Source organism: Coriobacteriia bacterium, from assembly GCA_013336165.1.
Lineage (GTDB): Bacteria > Actinomycetota > Coriobacteriia > Anaerosomatales > JAAXUF01 > JAAXUF01.
Genome location: JAAXUF010000010.1, coordinates 25159 through 47169, shown reverse-complemented (window position 1 = coordinate 47169; position 22011 = coordinate 25159). Strand labels below are relative to the sequence as shown.

Here is a 22011-nt window from a genome sequence, read left to right as displayed (position 1 = left end):
CGAGACGCCCTCCAGAGCCTCTTCGCGCTACAATCGCCGCAGGCACGCGAAAGCGCACCGCATTGGTACTCTCGAAGGGAGCCGTCGTGGCCTACGCGTCGTTCCAGGAACTGCTGATCGCCAGCGCCCAACACGGTTCGCTCGGCAAGGCAGCGCTCGCGCGGGAAGCTGCCGAGACCGGCGCGGATCCCGCCACTCTCAACGCCCGCATGGCCGAGACGCTCGGCGTGATGCGCGAGGCCGTGGCGACCGGGCTTTCAGGCTCCGCGCGGTCGCGCTCGGGGTTCGTGGGAGGAGATGCCGCCAAGGTCGCGGCGTCGGGGGCGGGGCCGCTCGGCGGCATGGCGCGCGACGCCATCGCGGCGGGACTGGCGGTCGGCGAAGTCAACGCCGCAATGGGACGCATCGTCGCCGCACCCACCGGAGGAGCCTCGGGCGTGCTGCCGGCGGTGGTGCTGAACGTGGGCGCCCAGTGCGGGGCAGACGATGCCGCGCTCGTCGACGCGCTGTTCGCGGCCGCGGGCATCGGCGCCGTGATCGCAGCGCGCGCGACGCTTTCGGGCGCGGCCGGCGGATGCCAGGCCGAGATCGGGTCCGGCTCGGCGATGGCCGCTGCGGCGGCCGTCCAGCTTTCGGGCGGAACAACCGAGCAGGCCGGGCACGCAGCCGCACTGGCGCTGCAGGGGCAGCTCGGCTTGGTGTGCGACCCGATCGGCGGGCTGGTTGAGGTTCCGTGCGTGTACCGCAACGCGACCGGTGTGGCCGTGGCGCTCGCGGCAACCGAGATGGCGCTCGCCGGCGTGGAGTTCCCTGTGCCGCTGGATCAGGTCATCGATGCGATGGGGTCGGTGGGGCGCTCACTTCCGCCGAGCCTACGCGAGACCGCGCAGGGCGGGCTAGCCGCAACGCCCAAGGGTCGCGAGATGGCTGCGGGGCTGGCGACTGGGTAGAAACTCCACGCAACGCTTGTCGCCGGAATGAGAACGGAGACCCCCTGAGATGAACGAAGATGCACCCGATACGGCCAAGAAGAACGCAACGGAACCGACCGCTCGCCGCAGGCCGCGTGCGAACAAGGCTGACGGCGAGGCCGAGGTACTTGCGAACATCGCCGAGATGTCGGGATCGGATCGTGACATGGCCGAGCGGCTCCATGCGATCATCAAAGCCAATGCGCCGATTCTCTCGCCGAAACTCTGGTACGGGATGCCCGCGTACGCCAAGGACGGCAAGGTCATCTGTTTCTTCCAAAGCGCACAGAAGTTCAAGACGCGGTACGCGACGTTCGGCTTCCAGCACGATGCGAACCTTGACGAGGGCCACATGTGGCCGGTTGCGTTCGCTCTGACGGAGTTGACCGCAGCCGAAGAGACGATGATCGGCGCGCTGGTGAAGAAAGCTGTGAGCTGAGAAGTCCTGGATTCCTCTTATGCGCCTGCGGCGCCAAGTACCTCTCGCATCCGCTGTATGCGGACCAATTCGGGATCGTCGTTGAAGCTGAACGCAGGCCAGGCGAAGAAGAGTGCTCCAAACAGGTCATCCCGAAACCGAGGTTCCGATATGCTTCCGGGCCGATTGTCTGCCGGAAGAACCTTCTCGAGCGCACCCAGCATCGCTTCGGGGTCTTTGGCAAGAAGCATGCCCTCCGAGTCGGCGCATTCCGCGTTGACCGCCTGTGCTCGCCTGTATCCGGCCAAGACAAAGAATGAGGTGATGCCGAAGCACGTCCTGATTGCGCGATAGAGCAGCGACCCGTCTGAGGGGTTGTCATCCCGCTCTTGCAGCAGTCCATCTGCCGCGCTTCCCACCTCAGATGCCGCACCGAAAAGCTCAGCGAGAACGGTTGCGGTCCGTGCTGACCCATCGCGCACACGAGCGATGAGGTGAGTGAATACACAGCGAAGTTCGCTTTCAGACAGACGGTCGAGGAGGCCATTGGTGACGCCGATCCATGCCGTCTGGGGGGTGTAGGCAATCACAAAGGCATTCACTGAACCGTCGGGGATGAGTGCAAGCCTCGGCACGGGCATCCCGCTCACGATCGCCGCATCGTGAAGTGCGGACTTGGCCACTGGATACGATCCGGTCGGAACGGGGATGGCGCGCAACCGCCCGAGTAGCGCCGCCTCCCTTTGCCGCACTCTCCTGAGACAGAAGATCCCAAAGAGCACCGCACACACGGCCCATGTCATGAAGAAGATGGCGGGAAACCGCCCGATGAACCATGAGAGCGAGCCGAGCAGAACAGACACACCAGCTTGATACCCCCCGAACAGCAGAACCAGAAAGACACTTGCGTGCAGGGCAAGCACCACCAACACGCTTGACAGCGCGACGTATACCACCAAGAAGTTCCGCAGACGCTTGCGATTGCGCTGCGCCCGCTCTGGGAGTGGCTCGAACCTGTCAAACATCGCGCTGCGGTCTCGGATCGGGTCTGCCGGCATCTGTGTTCTCCTTGCAGGTCTCGGTGGGCTCAGGCAAGGCCAAGCGGCTCAAGGAGCGAATCCGCCCAGTCGTCCACCGCGCCAAAGTCACGCAGGTCAAGTGATCCCATACTGCGAAACGCGGGGTTGTTGTCCGGAAAGCGCAACAAAGACGGCTCAACCCGCCCGCCGAAAACAGCGATGCTGACCGGATGCAGCCAAGGGTGCTTCGCCAACCCCTTGTCCAGGTGCTGGCGTGCGCCGACGAACTGCTCAGGCGTGTCCTCGATGGGGCCGAGACCAAAGAGCGCCACCGGCATCGCGGTCAGTGCCGAGTGATGACGTCTCATGAACCGATGCGCCTCGCCGCGCCAGCGGAAGAAATAGAGCGCCGTGCCGAGAACCACGGCAGAATAGCCCTCGAGATCACGCACCTCACCCGCCGCTTGAACGGACGTCTCGATTCCGTGCGAGTGCAGTCTCGATGCGACGGCTTCGGCTACCTCGCGCGTCGAGCCGTACTTGGTCGCGTAGGCAACCAGAACGGAAACCATAACACCCCGCCTCCCTCTTGAATGTCGCTTGTGTCGGTGATTCCCCAGTCATCCGCGCGGACAGGCAGTCACATGCAGCAGTTGCCTTTGTTGGACTTCACGATCTCATCGTCTACATCCGGCTCGACATCTTGCACCTTGGCCAGAACGCGCTCGAACTTGCTGCGATCGCCACGGGAAGCTCGCTCCTGAAGATAGTCAACAGTCATGAGCGCCGCCATCTTCTCAGCCAGTGCGGTTGAAATGAGCTGGTTGATCGAAACGTCCTCCGCCTTGGCGAGTTCGCGTGCCTTTTTGTGGAGCGACTCCGGGAGTCGCAAACTGATGGTACTCATTTTGACGGACCTCCTATCCTTCTCAAGAATTCACCGGGCGTGATCGCCGTGACACCGAAACGCTTCGAACCGGCGAAATCTTTTACGTTGTGGGTGACCACCACCTCGCACCCCGCCTCTGTGGCCAGTTCGAGCACGTGGTCGTCGCGCGAGTCCCGCAGGGTAGGTCGCCATAGGAGGTGGATCTCCTGCAGATGCGCCACGCCGCACAGGTAATCGATGACGTCATCAATGTCCTCGTGTGAGAGCCCGATCGCGTCCGACATCCGTTTGGCGACGTCCTCGTATTCGAGCACAAGCGGAACGGACAGAGCAATCTCGAACTCCGAACCGCCGACGAGCGCCAAGAGCCGGTGCGAAGCGCCTTGCGACGATCGCAGAGCCGAGACGAACACATTGGTGTCGATCACGATTCGAGTGGCCATGTCGGTATCATAGGCGATACCACCCAACGAGTCAACACTGCTTGCCTACGCCTAACGTCCGTCGAAGAGAGACCAGCACTTCTGGTTACGCAGCCGTTCGTCATCGAGCACCAAGTCTCGGATCTCGGAAGGAAGCTGTGCTCGCTGCCACCGACACTCTGCCCGACCGGCTTCTTCGCGATCGTCTGGATCCGTCGCCGCACGGACGGCTCTGATGGCGTACGCGGCCGCCCCAAGTTCGTGGTCTGCCATATGGGCCACCGCCACCGCGTGGCCGGCCGCGCGAGCCGCTTCCTTTGCAGCCGCGGACGCCTCTCTAGCTGCATCGTGTGCCGAGAAGGCCGCAGTGCGCGCCTGAGTCATCGTGATCTCACCACGCGCCCACGCGCGTGCTTGCTCGATCGCCTGACGCGGGCGCGCGTCCTCAGGATGGACCTGCTCGAAGAGATGCAGTACGTGCTCCGCGCAGGCCGCGGCCCACACCGCAAGAAGCCGGTGGTCAGCGTCCGTAAGGGTGCCGCCGCGACGCACCGTGATAAGCCGAGGATCTCGCCGCCCCTTGTCATACATGACCATCGCACCCATCGCGGTCCCCCCTGTTCTGCCCAGCGTTGACGCATGAACGCAGGCATTAGCGTACCGCTTTCACTGCCGGCTATTGCCTTCGCCATGCCGATTCCTCACCACATTTGTGTAGAATGGACAACATTGGCGATCGGGACGTCGCTCAATCGGGATCACAACACAGGGGGGTACTTCAATGCGTAGAATCGCGTTCGCGTTGCTGCTCGTTCTTGCGATTGTCGGCGTTGCCGGTTGCGGGACCAAAGCGACGTCTTCCGGCGCTTCGGGGTCAGCCACTCAGCAGACCGGCCCTGGGAGCGATGCATGGAAGAAGCAGGTCAGCGCGTACTTCGCTCAGTGGGATACCGTAGACGATAAAGAAATCGCGGCACAGCAAGTCTTCATTGACTTCACGAAGCTCCTCAACAATGGCACGGGACCATCCGAAGCCCAAATCGCGACGCTCGTAAAGACTTCGAATGAGTACCCACAACTCGTCAAGGACGCCGAGGCGATAGTCCCGCCGGAGGAGTTGAAGGCTTATCACGCACTGTGGCTAAAGACCCTCGCAGCGGGATCTGATGCCTTCAAGGCAATGGGCGAAGGCATGATCGACCTTGACCTCGCCAAGATCAAGACGGCCGAGAAGCTCGCTGTCACTGCCGATACCGCAAAGGAAGCGCAGGACGTAGAGCTCGCGCGTTTCAACAAAACCTATGGGACGAATTACTAGGGACTCTGCGTGGCGATCACCTCTCGTTGGGTTTGTCGCTGATTCCCTTCAGATGTCTCACCGCGCGATTAACGCCCAGCCTTGATGCGCTCGTCATCCGTCGTGAAGCCCTTGGTGAGCAACTCCGAAAGTCGCGCACTCGCCCACTGCCGAAGACTCAGTACCGCGAGCCGAACGCACCCGATACCCACAGCGAAGATGGCCTCGAGATTGTAGTGGTCGACCGACCTTGTCACCGAACGCGAACCCTCGATTTGAACTATTCGGAATTCCCGAAGAGTTGCTCCCGACTCGATCTCTTCATCCACATAGAGCGACTTCAGATGTTCATTCACTGTGGGCACAGACACTGAGAGATATTCTACGTATATGCGATCAGACCAGATGGGCGGATTCCACAGCAAGACGCACGTCTACTCAACTGAGAGATGACGCCGGGATCCGCGTAGAGGTAGCTCTGTGGGGCGACTGCTCCTGGCACTATCTCAGTCAACATCACAGGCTCGACGAGAGGGGACACTCTCCCGACGTGAATTGCAACTCCCTCGCCTTTGCCTTCGTAGTAGTCCATGAACGCTGCTTCGCCGATGTCCCCTAGCGTGGCAAACCGCTCCCAGAGCGCCGCCGGCTCTGCCTCGGTTATGTCTTCAACTTCGAAATATCCCACAACCCGCTGCACTGGACTCGTCGCATAGACAACGACGTGGCTGATCTCACGCCCAAAACGCACACGTCGGAATTCAACGCGCTTGCGCCCGCCCATGATGGCGTCGGCCCAATGCGGCTTGATGGACATCAGTACAACCGCTGGATCTTTGCTGTCAGCCACGCTTCTCCTCCTGCAATTGCCTGGATGGTCTGCGGGACGTCTCGGAGAACTCCATTGTTGACAAGTTCTCGATATATGAGACGACCAGACGGCTTAAGAGCGACTACCTGTCGAAATAGCACTGCGAGCAATTCGCCTTGAGTACAGAGTTGCTCAATCGAATGATAGTCGAATACCGTGCTCTTCCCCACGAACCGTGCGATGTCGTCGGGGTTGGCCGATCGAAGCGTACTTTCCACAACGCCTATGACATCAACAGCTCTCCAGTCGTCGGAACGATAGAACAGCAGTACCGCTCCCGGCTCAATGCTGCGGATACCCGAATGCGACAAGTAAGCCTTTCGCATACTGTTGCCACACGGCTGGCAACCATCCAAGGCAGCCATCTCCAGTTCTGGAAACAACTGGCGGTGAAACCTCGGCTGAATGGGAACAACGTAGGTCTGTCCCGGGACAAGTTTCGCCGCCTGTGGGCCGAACTGGATGTGAAACTCCAGCCCATCGAGCTCAAGAACCTCCGCCGGGCTTGGCGTGAGCCTTTTGAGCCGCACTTGCTCACCTGCCGAGTTGATGGAATGTTGGTTGAAACCGAACTCTTCGAGAAGGCCAATCAGCAGCCAGTGATTGGGAAAGACCGTCACAATGATGTTCTCAAACGAATTCCCAAATGCATAATCGAACACCGCCCGAAGGAGCAACTCGCCATAACGATTACCGTTGAAATCATCGCAGACCTTGAGGCTGCAAAGCTTGATGGTCTTCCCGGCCAATCCGTATTCCGCAGGATCTTGGTCGGCTTTGACAATCGCAACCCCTGCATATCGAGTGCCGACTTCGACCACCCACGCCCGACGTCCCTTGCGCTTGCAGTTTGAGAGCCATTCATCGAATCTTTCATACTCTTCGCGAAACGATTCCCAGATCGGATCGTTCGAGTCGAGTTCATGGCAGGTGACCGCCCGCACCAATGGTGGAGTCTCGGGAGTCGTATCATAGAGGTCCCGGAGCACCGAGACCGCCTCGTTAACTGTCAACACGCGGTTGTCGAGTTCTAAGCGGCGCGCCTTGGCATGTATGCCTTTGTCTTCCGTGACCAAATAGTCGACGGCATCTCCGCCGACTGCCGCGAGCAGCGCGTGATCAACCCAGTCGTGAGAGCCGATCTCGACGCGTCCGACCACATTCTCGAGATGCGCTGTGATCGTAGGCGGAGAGACGAGTGACACGTACTTGCCGATCAGCTGTTCACGGAGCTCAGCCCGAACCCCATCTTTGTCACGCCCGAAATCCTCAGCAGTAATGGGATGAACACAGAGTTGATGTCCTTGGCCGGAGGCAAGTCGGCTGAGTTCGGCAGCATTGGGCAACCCACGCTCACGATCTCCGAGTGCAACGGGCTCCAAGGCAATCAGTACATTGGTGTCAATCAGTAGGCGCAGGATGCCCTCCTATAGAGATACCCCCGAAGATGGATCAAGTGCCCTACTCAGATCTATCTCGATTCTAATTCATGTGCCGACCAGCGTGCCCAGTCGTCGGAGCACCGCTTCTACGTCCTCTTGCGGCATCTTGCAAGCCAACTCCGCGCCTCGCGCCCTCCAGTCGAGGCTCTTGACCTGGTCCGACAGAACGGCGCCGCTCACGGACAATCCGTCAGTAATAGACACCTCGAACGGATAACCCTTCACCTGGCTTGTGATCGGACACATGATGGCGAGCCCGACCTTGCGGTTGTAGGAGCCGGGCGAGAGGACCAACGCCGGTCTGCGGTCAATCTGTTCGTGCCCGACACTCGGGCGCATCGTGATCCAAACAATATCGCCGCGCTCCGGGACCCAGTGCATGCTACCAAGCCTCCGAAGCCTGCGCCGGACCGGTATCGACCTCGTCATGCAGGTTGTCTTCTGTCACGCCATCGAGCAGTTCATCGAGACTGGGTGACCATATGGACGAAGGCTCCACAAGAAGACCGCCTTTGACGAGTCGCATCTCAACCGAAGAGTCCTCCTTGAGGCCGACTTCCTCGGCGAACGTCTTCGGAATTCTGACGGCGAGGCTGTTGCCCCACCGCTGGACTTTGGTCTTCACGGCAACCTCCTTACGTCGGTATCTACAATGAGTATACCATCAGAGAGCGGCAGCGCTTATGCCAGCATCGAGAGCAGATAGCGTGGTGTTCAAGCCCGGTAGATGTGGGCGTCAGAAATGCAGATGTTGCACTTCAAACTTGCAGGCAGACCGACACGCGCCTACTGGAGAGAAAGCGCCCACCCGTCAGGGATGTCCGCCATAGCATCCGATAGCACCGCGACCTCGCGCGCTCGCGAAGCGCCGTTGGCCGAGTAGCACAGCTCGAAGGTCTCGCGCCGACGGTCTGGGTACAGGCGAACGACATGCGGCGAGTTGTCGTACGTGAGTAGCCAAGCCGACTGCGCACGCTCGTTTAGCACAGCGGCAAGTCGCTCATGGTCGTGAATCGTGAACGCGTTCATGTACAACGAGCCGGCCTTCTCGAAGTACGGCGGATCAGCGTAGATGAAAGCATCCGACACGGACGAGTACTCCTTGATGACGTCGACACCGTCGCTTGAAGTCACAGTGATGTCATTGGCATACAGGGCAAGCCGATTCACACGCTCCACCAGCTGCTCTCTGTTGAACCGAGCGTCGATCTTGTAGTTGCCGGTTTGATCGTGGCCTCCGATTGGCCCCCCGTTGAGGACACCCGAGCGGTTCGTACGATTCAAGTAGAACGTCGCGAAGCCCAGTGCTTCAACTTCATCTGAGCGGGCGCTGCCGTAGATATGCTTCTGCTCACGCCACTCCTTGACGGTCAGTGGGGTCGTCATGATTCGAGAAGCAAGTGCGTCCGGCGATGTGGTCAGGTACTTCCAAAACGCGTGAATAGCGGGATCGAGGTCGTTGATCACGACGTGCTTGACCTGACCGGTGACCAAAAGGCTGAGACCAGCGCCGGCTCCGCCCGCGTACGGTTCGACGTATGTACATCCTGCAAGATCGCTGTCACGGATCAGCTGCCTCAAGCGCGAGTAGAGAGCACCTTTGCCGCCCGGGTAGCGCATGGGGGACACGTTGAGCCGTTTGTGCGTGGTGAGCATCACTGTTGGACCACATACTCAAGCAGAGAGACCACCGACCGCCACATCTCCACAGCCTCGTCAGGCGTCACATAGAGCTTGTGGTTGTGATTCACAGCGTTCAGCTTATCCTTCGAGACCGCATAGTAGACCAGCTTGTCCATATTGGACACCACCTGCACGACCCAGCGGTCTCCGTTCGCCTTAGCTGTGTCCGACAGCCACTCGAGGCAATGGCTGAGGTACACGTAGCCCTGCTGATTGTGCGAAGGCCGAATGTCAACCGACTGCGCCTCCGCATACGACTTGATCCCCTTCTCGAGTGCGGCACGCATGAGAAGGAAAGCGGTTGCCGGTCGTTGCTGGACATCCGTAGTTGAAAGCTCCTCAAGGCACTGCTTGAAACCCTCGCCGTACGAAGGCGGCACCTTGACCCGAACAACATCCAACCAGTGGACTAGAGCCTTCCGCGGAGGCTTGGCGGTTGTGGGCGGTTTGGAGGGCGGCGGGGCATTGACGTTCGACGGTCCCTCGCCCCCTGGAATCCCGGAGGATCCCGGAGACTTGCCTTCCTCGGCACCACTGGAGCCGATGGCCGCGTGAAGATCCCGCATCAGCTGCGAGAAGCGAGGGTTGTCCTTCACCTTGTTCAATGTTCGCGTGTTCAGACTACCTTCTTTAATACCGCTGATTACCACGGCGGCGATTGCATCGAACTGGTCCTCAGCCACCGAGGTGGTGAAGCTGCCGTCGTCCCGGATCTGCAGACCCATCAGCTCTCTGAATTCCTTAGAATCGTGTATCCGGGAGAGAGTGGACAGGCCTTTTTTGAACCGCGGGGATGCCACAAAATCCTGAAGTGCCGGATCCTCGAAGTGCGCGGACTTGAGACGATTGACCAGCTGCGCGCGGAATACGAACTTCCTGACATCGCTCATGGGGTAACGCTCGACAAGCTCCTCGTACGTTCGCCCGCCGTCGATCTGAGCTTGGAAGAACGCGGCCTGACGCGACGGCGTCCATGGCCGTCTGAGATTGCCCGTATGAAGAGCAGCGATCAGCTGATCCGCTGCATCCTGCGACGGCGCAACGAGCGCCTCTATGCTGGCGATCTTCGGGTGACCCGGATTCCGCTTCAAGATTGAACCAATGCGATTACTGTAGTCGGGCACGAGCATGGGATTCTGGATCGCCTTCAGTGCCGCGACACGACGATTCCCTTCGACGACGACGATCTCCCCGTCACGCTTGACGACTACCGGAACCTCGTGCGTCAGGTATCCGACAGTGCAGATCCCCTCGACAAGGCGGAGGGCCTCTTCGTTCGCGAAAAGATCCTCCATGATGTCCGCTTCAACCTTGGCAGTGGTTTCCTCAAGTCGAACATTACGGGGATCCAGCCTCACGCCAGAACGGACGTCAAATGTGCGCCGCTCCCAATCGCTGGTGTCCACTGTCCCCCCTAAGTTCCTGATCATGGATACGGAATCCCCTGTGCGCAAGAATACCATCCGGCAGGACGGGCCTCTACCCTAAGAGCATTGCTTGTTCTGGCCAACAGATGATTCTACAGTCTGCGGATGTCAAGAATCAGACTTGCCCCTTCCCCACTCCCACACATCGGACTTCACACGTTCATAGTTCGCATCCAGCTCAGGCCGCATGAGCACGAGTGCGGCGATACGGCGCACCATCTCGGTTACGTAGCGCGCCTCCTCGGGCTTGAGGTCGCGCCCGAGCAGCGCGCGCTCGCGGTAGCTCAGCCACTTCTTGATGACCTGGTAGCCGCCGATCGTGTAGCGCCACACGCTGGCTGGCACACAACGCCAATACGCGACGTCATTGAGGTATACGTCAAAGCACGTTTCGCCGAGAAGGGCGATCGTCTGTTCCCCTGACATGCCGAGTGACTCAGCTGCCTCGTCGATGACAGCGCGCTCGTCGGTGCAGTAGTCGCGCTCGATGAGCTTGCCGGTGGAGGGCATAGTGATACCGCCCTGACCGGCGTGCCCCCAGCGAGCCGTTATGGCAAGATCCGTCGAGGGATCAAGCACCACATTTGTTCCTGTCAGAGTGCCAAAGCGAAGTTGAGAACTGAACGGTGCAGATACGTCGAGCAGCCTATCAACAACGGCGCCCGTGGCGACGACTCGATCGAAAACGTCGGCACCAGCGACCAACGGTATTCTCGACCAATCCTGCACCAACGCGTGAGCGTTCTCACGAGCATACTGTGATGAATGGGTAATACCGAGGACGTAGTGCATCACCAACTCGGCCTGGGCTTCTCGCCTGATCGCGGTAAGCCAAACTGCCGTGTGACCGCTTACGTTCTCTAGCGGCTGCACCGACTCGATCAAGGTCCCTTGGCCGGCGACTGAGGTTGGGAACACGTTCGCACCCGACTCGATCACGTGAAACGCGAATGCGTTGTAGCCGACCATTGGAGGGCTGTAACACTTCCGATATCGCTGCGCAGCCACCAGCCACAGCTTCGACGCATCAAACTCAGCTTTGTACTCGCGACGTGGCCGGATGACCAAGGCGGTCTCGTCCTCCCAGTACAGCCATCGGATATCGAAGGGCCGGTAGGCATATGGGAGGACGCAGTCCGAACGGAAGCCGCGTTGTTGTAGGACTCGTCTGACGACGGGTGGGTCGTAGGTCTCGTTCTTCACCAAGAGGCTGGGAGCGACTCTGGCTACCTCCGCTTCGGACACGTCGGAGAAGTACAGGCGCATCCGTGACTCGAGCCTGGCGCGGTCAATGTCGACAAGTGCCTCGTCACGCGCCGTGATGACACCGGAATAGAAAGTCGGCATCAGCTCGGGTAGCCGCGGCCACGTGAAGTACTCCGCATTCGCGAATTGGGGTAGGAGCGTCAGCCCAAGATCGACGGAGGGTTCGAGCGTCAGGTACTCTGGTCCGGTCGTCCCAACTGCGTCATCAAGCTTGTGAAGTTTGTCGCTGCCCCAAAGGTCGCGGTATTGCACCAAAGGTTGACCGTCATGCAATACCCCTTTCCTAGCCAGCAACGCAATCGCAGTTCCAACCTGAATGCCTTCACGATTCTTCGGCGTGGAGAAAATACTCGGATCGGGAGCGCCGTCTGGGGTGACCTTACCGGTTTTGTACTTGTCCCCGTTCAGGTTGTCAATCCAGATGGAGTCGAACTGCTCGAGATACCGTTCTCGCATCCCCGTGTAGGAAAGCGCATCGAGCCATGCATTGTTCGAGATCAAACACACCAAACCCCGCGCATTTCTCTCGGCAATCTGTCTCTCGGCCAACCGAAAGAACCTGACGAACAGATCGTTGAGCCCTCGACCTTGCGGCTTCGCCACCCGCTTAGTCGTTCGGTACGAATCCGAAAGTTCGCGCTCTTCATCAACCGCCATTCCAGCGTAGATGTTGTACGGCGGGTTCCCGATCACCACCAAGATCTGCTCTTCCCGCTTGATCCTGTTTGCTGCATCGCGTTCCTCGGCGAACTCGGGGAAGAGCAGCGTGCTGTGCATCTGCCCCTCGCCCACGCGCTTGTCCTTCGGCGGAGCTGCCTGACCGTCGCCCCAACCCGTAAGCGCATTCGTCAGGTAGATCGCCGCGCGCTGATCGGCGTCGCGAAGCGGTACGCCCAGCTCAGCGAGGAGAATCCCCATTTGCAGGTGCGCGATCACGTAGGGCGCGGGCATGATCTCGAAGCCGATGACACGGTGCATGGCGGCGCGTTTCACGTCTTGGCGAGTGAGCGCGTCGGCCCCTTTGGCTGTGAGCGTCTCGTCGATCTTGCGCAGAACCTCGACCAGAAAGGCACCAGTTCCGCAGCAGGGGTCGAGCACCACGACGCTCTCATCGGCCAAGCCGTCGGCGATGCCGAGTTCTTCGCGAAGCGCCCAATCCACACGGGCGACCATGTACTTGACCACTTCGTCGGGCGTGTACCACACGCCCATCTCCTTGCGCAGCTGGGGGTCGAATGCTTCGAGGAACGGCTCGTAGAAATACTGGACGGCATGGTCTTCTTTGAAGCGGGCGAAGAAGGCGGCGCGGTCGACACGCCAGAGGATCTCCTCGGCCCACTCGAGAACCTCGGCGATGCCCAAGGCACCAAGCTGGCGAATGTCGGCGAACTGGCGGAAGAGTTCGTAGACCATCGGCACGTGCAGCGTGGCTGTGGCCGTCTCCCACTGGAAGCGATCACTCCAGTCGATCTTCTTGGAGTGATCGCGATCTCGCGCCCACAGGACCCAAGCGGCGAACATCCCGTAGAAGAGAGTCTGCACGAGTGTCGAGCGGAAGAAGTGATCGCCCTTCTCGCCCTCGAACTTCAGGCCCAGCGACTCCTCAAGCTGGCTTCGCAGCTGATCGAGCGCGGGCAGCTCGTGACGGTGTTCAAGGCGCAGACGCGCCGTACGCGCGTAGCTCGCGAGGAACCACGCGAGGTCCTTGGGGTCGGACAGCGGCGCGCTGTGGAGAAGAACTCGGCGGAGGAACTCCGTGAGGCCTTCGCCGGCTTGCTCGGCGAACGTGCGCGGTTGCTGCGCGCGTCCCCAGAAGGAGGCCTCATTCGCCGAGAGTCGGCAGGACTCGAGTTCGCACACGACACCGCCGGCGTCCTTGCCCACGAGGACGAAGTCGCGCAGGTTCGTGACCAGCACGATGCCGTAGCGTTCGACGTAGCGCGCGACCTGCTCGGAAGCGGCGATGTTGGAGATCTCCTCGGCGGTGCCTTTGACCTCGATCGCGCCGCGCGCAGGAATCTGGCCGGAGAGCGGGTCGGGTGAGCCCTCGACGAGTTTCCACTGGTTCTGGGTGAACAGCCCGCCGTCGGGATTGCCTGCGCCGGCGTTGCGCAACTGCATGATGGCGCGGACTTTCGGCTTGAGGTGCCTGCCCACCTCGTCGAGCAACTGGCGGATCGCCGGGTAGTAGCTGATCTCGGCGACGGCGCCGCCCATCGCGCGAATGTCGCGCAGCTCGGCGAAGTAGGCCTCGACTGGATCTGGCACGCGTCCTCCCCTATGCGGTCGCGAAGTGCTGTAGGGATCAGAATAGCAGGAGGGCGTGACAGCGGGGCTACCCCGCCCCGAGCGCCTGCTGGAGTCTGCGGTACTTTCTCACGCGCATTTCCCCCGCGCAGTGCTAGCATCTCCGTAGTCGAGGGGAAAGCGATCATACTAATGTCACCAGCCGCCACCGATACCACGTCGCCCGCCTGGCACACGCTGCCTGCATCCGAGGCCGCCGGCACGCTCGGCACGGATCCTGTGGCCGGCCTCACCAACGCCGAGGCGCAGCAGCGGCTCTCCACCGTCGGCCCCAACCGCCTCTCCGGCAAGGCCCGCACACCCGCATGGCGTCTCTTCCTGAGCCAGTACCAAGACTTCATGATCTACGTCCTCGTCGTCGCGGTGGTCATCGCCGCCTTCGAGGGCCAGGTCGCCGAGTCGATCGCCATCCTTGCGATCCTGCTGCTCAACGGGGTTCTCGGCTTCGTCCAGGAATACCGTGCGCAACACGCGCTCGAAGCCCTCCAGGAGCTCTCGGCGCCTGCCGCGACCGTCATCCGCGACGGCGTCGAACGTCAGCTCCCCGCCGAGGAGCTCGTCCCCGGCGACATCGTGCTGCTCGAAGCCGGCGACAAGGTTCCCGCCGACGGCCGACTGCTCGAGGCGGTCGCGCTGCGCATCGGCGAGTCCGCCCTCACCGGTGAAAGCCAGCCGTCCAGCAAGGACGCCGAGTACCTCTCGGCGCCGGATGCGGCGCTCGGCGACCGGCTCGGCACGGTGTTCGCCGGCACCGCCGTCACGGTTGGGCGCGGGCGCCTCGTCGTGACCAGCACCGGCAACTCGACCGAGATGGGGGCCATCGCCAACCTCCTCGCGCAGACTGAGGACGAGTCCACGCCGCTCCAGAAGACGCTCAACACCGTCGGCAAGCGCATCGCGCTGATCGTGCTGGCCATCGCGGCCGTCGTCTTCGTCGAAGAGGCCATCGTCGCGTGGCGCAGCCTCAGCGAGTCTGGGCTTGCCTCGGCGTTCGGCGACCCGGCGTTTCGCTCGGCGCTCACCGCGGGGCTGCTGGTCACCATCTCGCTCGCGGTCGCCGCGATCCCCGAGGGGCTGCCCGCGATCGTGACCGTCGCACTCTCGCTCGGCGTGCGCCGCATGGCCGAGCACCATGCCATCGTGCGCAAGCTCCACGCGGTCGAGACGCTGGGCTCGACGTCGTTCATCTGCTCGGACAAGACCGGTACGCTCACGCGCAACGAGATGTCGGTACGCCGCATCGTCGTGGGCACGGACGTAGCCGCAGTCGCCGCCGACGCAAGTCTCGAACCCCTCGTCGAGGATCTCGATCTCGATCTCGACGACCTCGCGCTGCTGCTCGAAATCGCAGCCGCCAACAACGACGCCCACATCACCGCAGCCGGCGAGCTTGTCGGCGACCCGACGGAAACCGCACTGCTCGTGGCCGCCCAACAGCTCGCGCCCGACCATCTGCAGCCGCCGCGCATCGCCGAGGTGCCGTTCGACTCGGAGCGCAAGCGCATGACCACCGTGCACGAGGTCGACGGCAGCCGCGTGGCACTGATGAAAGGCGGCGCCGACGTCGTGCTGGCGCTGTGCACGCACGCGCTGATGCGCGGCCGGATCGTCCCGATCACTGAGGATCTGCACGCCGAGATCCGCGCCCTCAACGCCGAGCTGGCCGCGTCCGGCTTCCGCACGCTGGCGTTCGCGATGCGCGCCCTGCCCGACAGCGCCGAGCCCATCGAAGTCACCGCCGAGGCCCTCGAACGCGACCTCACCTACGTCGGCATCCTCGGCCTGACGGATCCGCCGCGCGCTGAGGTGCCCGCCGCCATCGCCGAGTGCCACAGCGCCGGCATCCAAGTCGCGATGGTGACCGGCGACCACGCGCTCACCGCTCGCGCGATCGCTTCCGAGATCGGCCTGCTCGACACCGACCGCGTCGTCTCCGGGCCGGAACTCGAGGCGATGAGCGATGACGACCTCTACGCAGCCGTGGAAAGCATCCGCGTCTATGCGCGCGTGAACCCGGCGCACAAGCTGCGCATCGTCGACGCACTCAAGCGCCACGGCCATATCGTCGCGATGACGGGCGATGGCGTGAACGACGCCCCCGCCCTCAAGCGCGCCGACATCGGCGTGGCGATGGGCCTTGTCGGCACCGATGTCGCACGCGAAGCCGCCGACATGGTCCTTGCCGATGACAACTTCGCCACCATCGTCCACGCGATCGAACAGGGCCGCGCGGTCTTCGACAACCTGCGCAAGGTGATCCTCTTCCTGCTCTCGTGCAACGTCAGCGAAGTGCTGGTCGTCTTCCTCACGGCTCTGTTCTCGCCCGCGGCGGCCCTTCTGCCGCTCCAGATCCTCTGGATCAACCTCGTGACCGACGGACTGCCCGCCCTCGCCCTCGGCGTAGACCCCAAAGACCCCGACGTCATGGGCCGCGCGCCACGCGACCCGGGCGAGTCGATCCTGTCCCGCAAAAACCAGCTCACCATCGCGTGGCAGGGGCTTGTCATGGCCGCTTCGGCGCTCACCCTCTACTACGGCGTCGCGCCGTTCATGTCAGGCGCCTCACCCGACGCCAATCGCACGGTGCTCTTCACCGCACTCGTGCTCATGCAGCTGCTGCATGCATTCGGCTTCCGCAGTGAGCGCACGACCGTGTGGCATCCGCGCTCCCTCGAGAACCGCTGGCTGTCGTTGAGCCTGCTCGGCTCCATGGCCCTGCAGGCACTCGTGATCTACCCGCCGCCGTTCCAGCGTCTCTTCCATACGGCGCCGCTTTCGCTCGCACAGTGGGCGGGAGTGGCCGGCGCTGCCATACTGGCGGTTGCGGTGATCGATGTGGCTAAGCTTGCCACGGCCCGCCGCGCGCCAAACCGCCGAAGGAGGACGGCACGATGAGCCAGAAGCACGAGAGCCATGCACCCGCTGCGCCCGAGAGCGAATGCGCCCTTTCACGCGCCGAGCTCTCACTCTTCGTGCACGAGCTGCGCGGAACGCTCACGGTCATCTCGGGCTACACCGGGCTTCTCGGCCACCCGCTCGGCAAGGTCGAGCGCCGAGCAGCCCTGCGCGGCATCGAGCGTGCGATCGAGCGTGCGAACGGCATGTGCTCCGACGCCATGGCCGGCCGTCCCCCTCGCAGCCGCCAGGAAGCTCCCGACGAGCGAGTCCTCATCCCCGAGCTCGCCGAGCAGATCGCCGCCGACCAGGGTTCGGCTGCTGGCCGCAAAGTCACTGTCTGTGCCCAGAACGCCGAGAGCCTCTCCGTTCCCGGCGACGCTCATGCACTGGCGCGCGTGTTCGGTAACCTCGTCGGCAACGCGCTGAAGTACTCTCCTGCCGATTCGGTCGTCGAGATCCTCGTAGCTCCCGGCATCGCGAGCGATGGCACGCCCGTCGCAGTCATCGAGGTCGCCGATCGCGGCGCGGGCATCCCTGCCGATGAGCGCGAACGCATCTTCGAGCCGTTCGAGCGGCTGAAGCGCGATGAGTCGCTTCCGGGAACCGGACTCGGCCTTGCGGTAGTCCGCGACGTCGTAGAGGCACATGCGGGAGACGTGCGGATCCAAAGCCGAGAAGGCGGCGGCACGATCGTGCACGTGGAACTACCTGTGGCGGACTAGACCGCCACCGTCGCGCACACCGTCACAGGCCGAGATGCCCGGCCTCATACAGCGAAAGACAGCTTTCCACGACTTTCTTGTCGTAGAGTTCCGGGTGAGTGGCAATCTCAACCATCGCCTCTTCGACGCCCAGTGCAGGTCGATACGGCCGATGCGAAGACATCGCTTCCGCCACATCGGCCACCGCGATCACTCGGGCGCCCAGCAGGATCGACTCTCCGCTCAAGTGATCCGGGTAGCCGGATCCGTCCATGCGTTCGTGATGCTGAAGAACGAATTGAGCCACGTCTTTGGGGAAAGCGACCCCTTTCAGGATCTCAAATCCGGCACGAGCGTGTTCCTCGATGAAGCCTCGTTCGAGTGGCGTGAGCAAGCCCGGCTTCATCAGGATCTCAGCGGGCACGCGCAGTTTGCCGATATCGTGGATGAGCGCTGCAATCTCAATCGCCTGCACATCTTTCTCTGGCAGCCGCATGTCTTCGGCAATACTCCTCGCTACCACCGCAACTCTACGCTCGTGCCCTTCCGTGTAGGGGTCGCGAGTCTCGACGATCTTGCCCATCATCTCGACCATCCCGCGCAGGAGGTGTTTGAGTGCCGCATGGCTTTCCGCGACCTTGCGCTCAGCTTCCGTGCGTTGGGCACGCGTCCTGATCGCCTCGATACCAAATGCGAGGTCTGACGAAAGTTCCTCGAGAAGAAGAGTCTCCTCGGAGTCAAATGAGTCAACGTCCTGACTGTAGATTCCGAGTGCGCCGAAGACTGAGCCCTGACGGTCAAAAAGCGGCAGGCTGATCGACGAGCGGAAGCCACGCGCAGCGGCCGAGGCCTTCCATGGGCCGAAACCGGGCTCTGTGCTGAGGTCAGATGCAAGCACGGAGCGCTTCTCCCGAATCGATCTTCCGGTCGGCCCTTGGCCGTTTGGGCCGTCCCCCCACGTGATACGCGTGCTATCTAGGTAGCCTTTCTCGACTCCGCTGAACGCAACCGGCCTGACTGTCCTTTCCAAGTCGTGCTCCACGTAGCCCACCCAGGCCATTCGGTAGCCGCCGTCTTCCGCGGCGATATCGCACACAGATTGCAGCAACGCCTGTTCATTGTCGGCGTGGATCAGGTTCCTGTTGCTTGCGCTGAGAGTCCTTAGCGCGCGAAGCGCCTTTTCGAGTCTCTCCTCGGACAGCGCACGCCGAGAGACCTCATTTTGGAGGATCGCGTTGGCACTTCTCAGCTCATCCTCTTGCCGCACCGCATCCTCATGCACGGCTTCCAGATCTCGCATGACGCTTCGGCGTGCTGTGATATCGCGCGCCACAATCGAAGCAGCGACAACCTCGCCCGCCTCGCTATAGATCGGTGAGGCCGTCAGGAGGACTTCGATGAGGCCGCCGCCTTTGTGCACACAGACTGTCTCCAGATGCTCGTCGCTTTCGCCTCCCGCTACGCGAGCGAGAAGCGCGGCGACATCGTCGACGCATCCAGGAAACATGATCTCGGGTGCAGGCCTACCGATGGCCTCTTTGGCAGCGTAGCCAAACATCCGCTCGGCTGACGCGTTCACGCCAATGACGATACCTTCGAGTGTCTCGGTGATGACGGCATCATCGGCGGAATCGATGATGGAGGATAAGGCTTCCTTGATGGCGGCGACCTCGGCGCTGTCGGCGGCGTTGATCGCAGTGACCAGGACACCGGAGACAACGTCCTTGCCGCGCATCGGCGTGAATCTCAGGCCGGCTCCCTGAGTGAAGGAGGAGTCCTCCCACCAAGCGGGGCCGAAGAACGCCTCCCCAGCAAGAACCCGGTTGAAGTCCTCCCCAGCTCTTGCCTGATCCGATTCATCGGTGATGCCTTGAAGCGCATCTCCTCCGAGGCAGACATGAGTCCCGTACCGATCCAGCATGGCTTCCGAAAACACCGTGTTGAAAGCGATGTACCGATAATCGGGATCAACCGCGCACACGGGACCGCTAATAGTATCGATGACGTGCTGGGCTACTTTGCTACTCACGGAAGCCGTGTATGTCACCGGCGATCTCCAGCCAAGTCATCTTGCGCGGTATTCGTTAGGATTATCGGCACAAGACGGAAGAGGCTGAAGGAGAATGTCTAGCTGATCGTGGCTCCGCTGGACGCGGGTATCGTTTCTGGAACTAACGCGTCGGCTCGAGCGCGAACTCGACCAGCATCCGGCACAGCTCGGGGAACTCGATCCCCGCCGCGCGCGCGGCGTCAGGCACAAGCGAGGTCGCAGTCATCCCCGGAATCGTGTTGACCTCCAACAGCCACACGGAGCCGTCTTCCTCAACGATGGTGTCGGCGCGCGAAATGCCGCGGCATCCAAGTACCTTGTGCGCTTCGATTGCGAGCCGCTGACATTCTTGGCGCGCATCCTCACTCACGCGTGCAGGGATGATGTGCCTACTCATGCCGGGGACGTACTTCGAGTCGTAGTCGTAAAACTCGTTCGTAGGAACGATCTCAAGCGTAGGCAGGGCGACGAGATCCTCGTTGCCGATAACCGCCACGGTGACCTCGGCCCCCGCGATGAATCGCTCGACAAGCACAAACCGGTCGTAGCGAAACGCCGTCTCGATCGCCTCGGCAAGTTCGCCGGCCTGGTGCACGATGGTCATGCCCACCGAGGAGCCCTCGTTCGCCGGCTTGACGACCGTCTTGGCGCCGAGCGCCGCCACGAGCGCGTCCACCTCGAACAGCTCGCCGCGCTCCAGAACCGCATACTCCGGCGATGCCAGCCCGGCAACCTCGAAGAACAGCTTGCTCTTCACCTTGTCGATCGCCAGCGCGCTCGCAAGTACTCCCGAACCCACATACGGCAGCTCGAGCAGTTCGCACAGCCCTTGCACGGTCCCGTCTTCACCCAGACGCCCATGCAGGCAGATGAACGCGACATCGGCTCCCGCGCCCGCGAGTGCTACCACGAACTCGTCATCGCCGGTGTCGATCTCGACCACGTCGAAGCCCGCGCTGGTCAGCGCCGCCGAGACTTGCGCACCGCTGGAAAGCGATACGGCGCGCTCGGCCGAACGGCCACCCATAAGCACGGCCACGCGGATGTCTTCAGGATGAATCGGCACGGCGGTTCCCTTTCGACCTTGCTAGAACGGTCTTCCCAAACGTATCACGTCGACAAGGACGAGCGCGAGATACCAAAGGACAGCCCCAACAAATGTGGCTGCGGCGCCTTTGATGAGCGACGAAAGTAACTTGCTGCCCCAGTTGCCCGCCCGGCCCCAAGCCGCCGAGACAACCCAGACAAACAGCATGAGCACGGGTCCTGATGCGACCATTGCCGTCCCTATGATGAGAGAAATCGGGTAGAGAGAGGAATTGTAGACCGCCTCGCCAAGCGGCACCTGTACGAACTGCCAGACCGCGACGCCGGCCAACACCAGCCACACAAGGAGGTAGACGAGGAACGGCCACGTCGGGACACTGCGCCGAACCGGATCGGCCGAGTCGGACTCAAACCCCGCCCAAGCAGCTCCGGCTCCGGGTTGCGCGTCGGTTTCGAGCGCCTCAACCAGTGAAGAGATCTCCGCCGGGACCTCGACTTCAGGCACGACTTCGACCTCGGCCTCGGGCGCGACTTCTTCGGGCGCGACTTCGGGCGCCACCGTCTCAGGGACGGTCGTCTCGACCGCAACAGGCTCTTCGGTAGCGATCTCCCCCACAGGTTCTGTTTCCTCCGCGACGTCCGTCATAGCCCCTCCGAAAACTCCTCGCTGCGAAATCTCTGGGGGCATCATCGCACGCATCCGCTACATCGTGCAGCAAACGGGTACCAACACGTTCACATGTCACTGACATGCCGTAGAGTGGTGAGCAGCAATTAGTCGAAAGGAGACCCCATGGTTCAGACATATCGGTGCGCCGGATGTGGCTACTTCCACGTCGGTCCGGCCCCCGAGAAGTGCCCTGTCTGCGGAGCCCCGCAGAGCGCATTCAAGGAGTATGCGGGACCCGGCGACCTGACCGGCACGAAGACGCTTGAGAACCTGAAAGCCGCGTTTGCCGGCGAGTCTCAGGCCAACCGCCGCTACAAGCTGTGGAGCCGTATCGCCGAGCTTGAGGGAGCACCCGCCTCTGCGGTTGCAGCCTTCAACCGGGCGATGAAGGAGGAGACCGCCCACGCACTGGGCCACCTCGCCTATATGGGCGGATTCGGCACCACCGCTGACAACCTCAAGGCCGCCGCAGAAGGCGAAGGTTACGAGACACTTGAGATGTACCCCGAGTTCGCCGAGATTGCCGAGGCAGAAGGCTATCTGGATATCGCGTCGTACTTCCGCGCGGTAGGGCGCTACGAAGGAGAGCACAAGGCCGGATACGTGGCGGCGCTCGAAGAACTCGGCAAGTAG

Annotated in this window: 22 protein-coding genes; 6 read left to right on the top strand and 16 right to left on the bottom strand. The window is 62.0% G+C overall.

Annotated elements, in window-relative coordinates; genetic code table 11:
• Positions 1-86: 86 nt before the first annotated feature.
• Both sdaAA and HGA39_07740 read left to right on the top strand, forming a co-directional pair.
• Positions 87-950, top strand: a complete 864-nt coding sequence (gene sdaAA / locus HGA39_07745) for an L-serine ammonia-lyase, iron-sulfur-dependent, subunit alpha (protein ID NTW29235.1) — start codon at positions 87-89, stop codon at positions 948-950.
• A gap of 49 nt (positions 951-999) precedes the next feature.
• Complete coding sequence (locus HGA39_07740; protein ID NTW29234.1) at positions 1000-1410, top strand: DUF1801 domain-containing protein; 411 nt, start codon at positions 1000-1002, stop codon at positions 1408-1410.
• Between the two features lie 17 nt (positions 1411-1427).
• Here HGA39_07740 and HGA39_07735 read toward each other — a convergent pair whose 3' ends face one another.
• From HGA39_07735 to HGA39_07715, 5 genes are all read right to left on the bottom strand, one after another.
• A complete protein-coding gene (locus HGA39_07735; GenBank protein NTW29233.1) occupies positions 1428-2447 on the bottom strand; it encodes a M48 family metalloprotease in 1020 nt (339 codons plus the stop codon).
• Between the two features lie 29 nt (positions 2448-2476).
• Positions 2477-2980: a flavodoxin gene (locus tag HGA39_07730; protein ID NTW29232.1), complete on the bottom strand. Its 504-nt coding sequence runs from the start codon at positions 2978-2980 to the stop codon at positions 2477-2479.
• A 68-nt stretch (positions 2981-3048) separates the two neighbouring features.
• Complete coding sequence (locus HGA39_07725) at positions 3049-3315, bottom strand: toxin-antitoxin system HicB family antitoxin (protein ID NTW29231.1); 267 nt, start codon at positions 3313-3315, stop codon at positions 3049-3051.
• Positions 3312-3740: a putative toxin-antitoxin system toxin component, PIN family gene (locus HGA39_07720; protein ID NTW29230.1), complete on the bottom strand. Its 429-nt coding sequence runs from the start codon at positions 3738-3740 to the stop codon at positions 3312-3314. Before HGA39_07720 ends, HGA39_07725 begins: the two co-directional genes overlap by 4 nt.
• A 51-nt stretch (positions 3741-3791) precedes the next feature.
• Positions 3792-4310 (bottom strand): hypothetical protein, encoded by a 519-nt coding sequence (locus HGA39_07715; protein NTW29229.1) that lies wholly within the window; start codon positions 4308-4310, stop codon positions 3792-3794.
• 190 nt (positions 4311-4500) lie between these two features.
• Between HGA39_07715 and HGA39_07710 the strand changes: the two genes are divergently transcribed.
• Entirely contained in the window at positions 4501-5037 is a 537-nt protein-coding gene (locus HGA39_07710) for a hypothetical protein (protein NTW29228.1), read from the top strand.
• 68 nt (positions 5038-5105) lie between these two features.
• Here HGA39_07710 and HGA39_07705 read toward each other — a convergent pair whose 3' ends face one another.
• From HGA39_07705 to HGA39_07670, 8 genes are all read right to left on the bottom strand, one after another.
• Positions 5106-5387 (bottom strand): virulence RhuM family protein, encoded by a 282-nt coding sequence (locus HGA39_07705; GenBank protein ID NTW29227.1) that lies wholly within the window; start codon positions 5385-5387, stop codon positions 5106-5108.
• A gap of 11 nt (positions 5388-5398) precedes the next feature.
• On the bottom strand, positions 5399-5866 hold the full coding sequence (locus HGA39_07700) for an ASCH domain-containing protein (protein ID NTW29226.1): 468 nt from the start codon (positions 5864-5866) through the stop codon (positions 5399-5401).
• Positions 5833-6963, bottom strand: coding sequence for a GNAT family N-acetyltransferase (locus HGA39_07695; GenBank protein NTW29225.1), 1131 nt, complete (start codon positions 6961-6963; stop codon positions 5833-5835). The genes HGA39_07700 and HGA39_07695 overlap by 34 nt, the downstream gene beginning before the upstream one ends.
• Before the next feature lie 411 nt (positions 6964-7374).
• Complete coding sequence (gene mazF / locus HGA39_07690) at positions 7375-7710, bottom strand: endoribonuclease MazF (GenBank protein ID NTW29224.1); 336 nt, start codon at positions 7708-7710, stop codon at positions 7375-7377.
• 1 nt (position 7711) lies between these two features.
• Positions 7712-7954 (bottom strand): AbrB/MazE/SpoVT family DNA-binding domain-containing protein, encoded by a 243-nt coding sequence (locus HGA39_07685; GenBank protein NTW29223.1) that lies wholly within the window; start codon positions 7952-7954, stop codon positions 7712-7714.
• A gap of 161 nt (positions 7955-8115) precedes the next feature.
• On the bottom strand, positions 8116-8985 hold the full coding sequence (locus tag HGA39_07680) for a DNA adenine methylase (GenBank protein ID NTW29222.1): 870 nt from the start codon (positions 8983-8985) through the stop codon (positions 8116-8118).
• Entirely contained in the window at positions 8985-10418 is a 1434-nt protein-coding gene (locus HGA39_07675) for a hypothetical protein (GenBank protein ID NTW29221.1), read from the bottom strand. The genes HGA39_07680 and HGA39_07675 overlap by 1 nt, the downstream gene beginning before the upstream one ends.
• 129 nt (positions 10419-10547) lie before the next feature.
• Positions 10548-13922: an N-6 DNA methylase gene (locus tag HGA39_07670; protein NTW29220.1), complete on the bottom strand. Its 3375-nt coding sequence runs from the start codon at positions 13920-13922 to the stop codon at positions 10548-10550.
• Between the two features lie 222 nt (positions 13923-14144).
• On the opposite strand from HGA39_07670, the gene HGA39_07665 reads away from it, so the two are divergent.
• Positions 14145-16907, top strand: coding sequence for a cation-translocating P-type ATPase (locus HGA39_07665; protein ID NTW29219.1), 2763 nt, complete (start codon positions 14145-14147; stop codon positions 16905-16907).
• Positions 16904-17632 (top strand): HAMP domain-containing histidine kinase, encoded by a 729-nt coding sequence (locus HGA39_07660; protein NTW29218.1) that lies wholly within the window; start codon positions 16904-16906, stop codon positions 17630-17632. Before HGA39_07665 ends, HGA39_07660 begins: the two co-directional genes overlap by 4 nt.
• A 22-nt stretch (positions 17633-17654) precedes the next feature.
• Here HGA39_07660 and HGA39_07655 read toward each other — a convergent pair whose 3' ends face one another.
• From HGA39_07655 to HGA39_07645, 3 genes are all read right to left on the bottom strand, one after another.
• Complete coding sequence (locus tag HGA39_07655) at positions 17655-19658, bottom strand: PAS domain-containing protein (GenBank protein ID NTW29217.1); 2004 nt, start codon at positions 19656-19658, stop codon at positions 17655-17657.
• Between the two features lie 124 nt (positions 19659-19782).
• Complete coding sequence (locus tag HGA39_07650; protein ID NTW29216.1) at positions 19783-20688, bottom strand: D-alanine--D-alanine ligase; 906 nt, start codon at positions 20686-20688, stop codon at positions 19783-19785.
• Between the two features lie 60 nt (positions 20689-20748).
• On the bottom strand, positions 20749-21354 hold the full coding sequence (locus HGA39_07645; protein NTW29215.1) for a hypothetical protein: 606 nt from the start codon (positions 21352-21354) through the stop codon (positions 20749-20751).
• A gap of 147 nt (positions 21355-21501) precedes the next feature.
• Here HGA39_07645 and HGA39_07640 point away from each other — a divergent pair, with 147 nt between their 5' ends.
• The gene (locus tag HGA39_07640; protein NTW29214.1) at positions 21502-22011 is read left to right on the top strand and encodes a rubrerythrin; all 510 of its coding nucleotides are present in this window, start codon (positions 21502-21504) and stop codon (positions 22009-22011) included.